The organism is Bacillota bacterium (genome assembly GCA_024655925.1).
Classification (GTDB): domain Bacteria; phylum Bacillota; class DTU025; order DTU025; family JANLFS01; genus JANLFS01.
Genome location: JANLFS010000133.1, coordinates 1 through 2,218, shown reverse-complemented (window position 1 = coordinate 2,218; position 2,218 = coordinate 1). Strand labels below are relative to the sequence as shown.

At 64.3% G+C, this 2,218-nt stretch carries 3 protein-coding genes; all 3 read left to right on the top strand.

Annotation, left to right across the window (positions count from 1 at the left end):
* Positions 1-207: dihydropyrimidinase (locus NUW23_14505; protein ID MCR4427371.1), on the top strand; the 207-nt coding region annotated here is incomplete at its 5' end.
* Positions 208-243: 36 nt separating this feature from the next.
* The gene (locus NUW23_14500; protein ID MCR4427370.1) at positions 244-990 is read left to right on the top strand and encodes an aspartate/glutamate racemase family protein; all 747 of its coding nucleotides are present in this window, start codon (positions 244-246) and stop codon (positions 988-990) included.
* Positions 991-1,108: 118 nt separating this feature from the next.
* Positions 1,109-2,218 (top strand): alanine racemase (alr, locus tag NUW23_14495; protein ID MCR4427369.1); only part of this gene is annotated, 1,110 nt, incomplete at its 3' end.

The window sequence follows — 2,218 nt, the reverse complement described above, 5'->3', positions numbered from 1 at the left end:
TTAGTGGTTGTGGATCCGGAGAGGTCGGCGGTCGTGGATTGCAGGAACCTGCCGGGGAACGCGGATTACAGCGTGTACGAGGGGATGGAACTCCGGGGATGGCCGGTAATGACGATATCCCGGGGCGAGATAGTGATGCGGGATGGTAAGGTCCTCGGGCGACCGGGAAGAGGGAAGTTCGTAGAGCGTCGGCTGCATGCCTCATGAGGACTAGCCGTGGCGGCTCGGGGAGGCCTAGAGACGATGAGAATCCTTGTGGTCAATCCAAACACCAGCCCGTCCATGACGGCGACAATTGAAGCAGTGGGCAGGCGGCTGTCCCATCCCGGTTTCGAAGTGGTTACGAGACGTGCCGATTTCGGTCCCGTCGGAATAGACACGCAGGTGGATGACGTAGTCGCGGCGTTCGCCACGTTGGAGGTCATTGCGCGGGAGAGGACGGCCTTCGACGCTTTCGTGATCGCCTGCTATGACGACCCGGCCCTTGAGGCGTGCAGGGAGATCGCGAGTGGGCCGGTGCTTGGAATCGGGGAGACGAGCATGCTCGTGGCGTGTGCACTATCAGGGAAGTTCTCCGTGGTATGCTGTTCCCCCGAAGAGATCCCAACTACCGAAGCTGTCGTCGCGAGGTACGGCCTCGCCTCGAGGTGTGCCTCAGTGCGAAGCGCGGGGATGAGCGTCACCGACGACCTCACAGGTGCGGTCGCCATCGAAAAGATGGAGGCTGCCGCCAGGAGGGCAATCGTGGAGGATGGAGCGAGGGCGGTCTGCCTGGGGTGTGCCGGACTCGCGGCTGTACGAAGTCCCTTGGAGAAGCGCCTGAGTGTTCCGGTGGTTGACGGAGTGGAAGCCGCCATAAGGATGGCCGGCCTGCTCGCTGCAATGCGAACCCCGGCATCGGCCCGACCGGTTCCCGGGTCGGCAACCGGGAAAGGATTCACCCCGCTTGAGGGAGCGCGCCTGCCCGGGATCCAGAGCATCTACGGGTGACCGTGAGCGCCCACACCCCGGTTCGTGCCCCATGATGCCATATCGAAAGGCCGTCGGTTGAGCCGCAGGTGCACGTCCCGGCGCAAGACAGGCGGGAAGTGAGTCGGAGGTGTCGGATTTGTCACCCGCAGAGGTCATCATTGACCTCGATGCCCTCGCATACAATCTCAGGTTGGTGAAAGAGCGCTGTCAAGGATCCCCGGTCTTGGCGATGGTGAAAGGCGACGCATACGGACACGGGCTGGTCGAGTGCGCTCGGGCCCTGGTCGCCGCGGGCAGTGAACGCTTGGGAGTCGCACGGATGGCCGATGCCGTCTCGCTCCGCAAGGCCGGGGTGACGGTCCCGGTCCATGTATTGGCGCCCTGCACCGAAGATGACGTCACGCGGGTGGTCCTCTCCGGCGCGGTGGTGACTGTCAACTCAGCGGACGTACTGAGCAGCCTCGCGGCCGAAGCTCGTTTGCGGAGCAGCCCCGCCCGCGTGGAGATCGAAGTGGATTCGGGCCTGCACCGTTCCGGACTGCCCCCGGACGCCGCGGTGAAGCTGGGAGAGGTCATCGGGCTTCTTGGACCGGACGTCAGACTGGAAGGGGTGTATACCCACTTCTCCAGTGCGGACTGCGGCGACTCCCGGTCGGTTTCGGCAGAGCTGGAGGTGCTGAAGTGGGTCATCCGCAGATTGGGGGAGTCGGGGGTTAGGCCCGCGCGCGTTCACGCCGCCGGGTCGGCGGCGGCTATCTATTACCCGGAGACGCGGCTCGATCTAGTGAGGCCGGGAATCTGCCTATACGGATACCTGGGCGGCGAGCCCTTTGGCAAGCGCGTGATGACGGTCTACACACGGATCGTCGAGTTGCGACGGATTCGTCCAGGAGAGAGAGCGGGGTACGGTGGAACGTTCAGGGCCACGCGGGAGACCACTGTCGCGACTGTGCCGGTGGGATACGGCGACGGCCTGCCCCGGGTCGCTTCTGGGGCCGCTCGGGCTGCAGTCCGTGGGTGGCTTGCACCGGCGGTGGGGGAGATCTTCATGCACCACACCCTGTTCGACGTGACTGAGATCCCGTCGGCGAGCCTTGGGGACCCTGTGACGATAATCGGCGGACAGGGGGATGGGGCGCTGTGGGCGAGTGATTGGGCGAATTGGGCGGGGACCGTGACGGATGAAATTCTGTGTAGAATGGGTAGCGGCATGCCGAGAAGATACGTGAAGGCCACCTGGAACCAG

Bases quoted from the DNA above. Each gene is read 5' to 3' on its own strand.
- NUW23_14500 (MCR4427370.1), top strand. From the start codon at position 244: ATGAGAATCCTTGTGGTCAATCCAAACACCAGCCCGTCCATGACGGCG.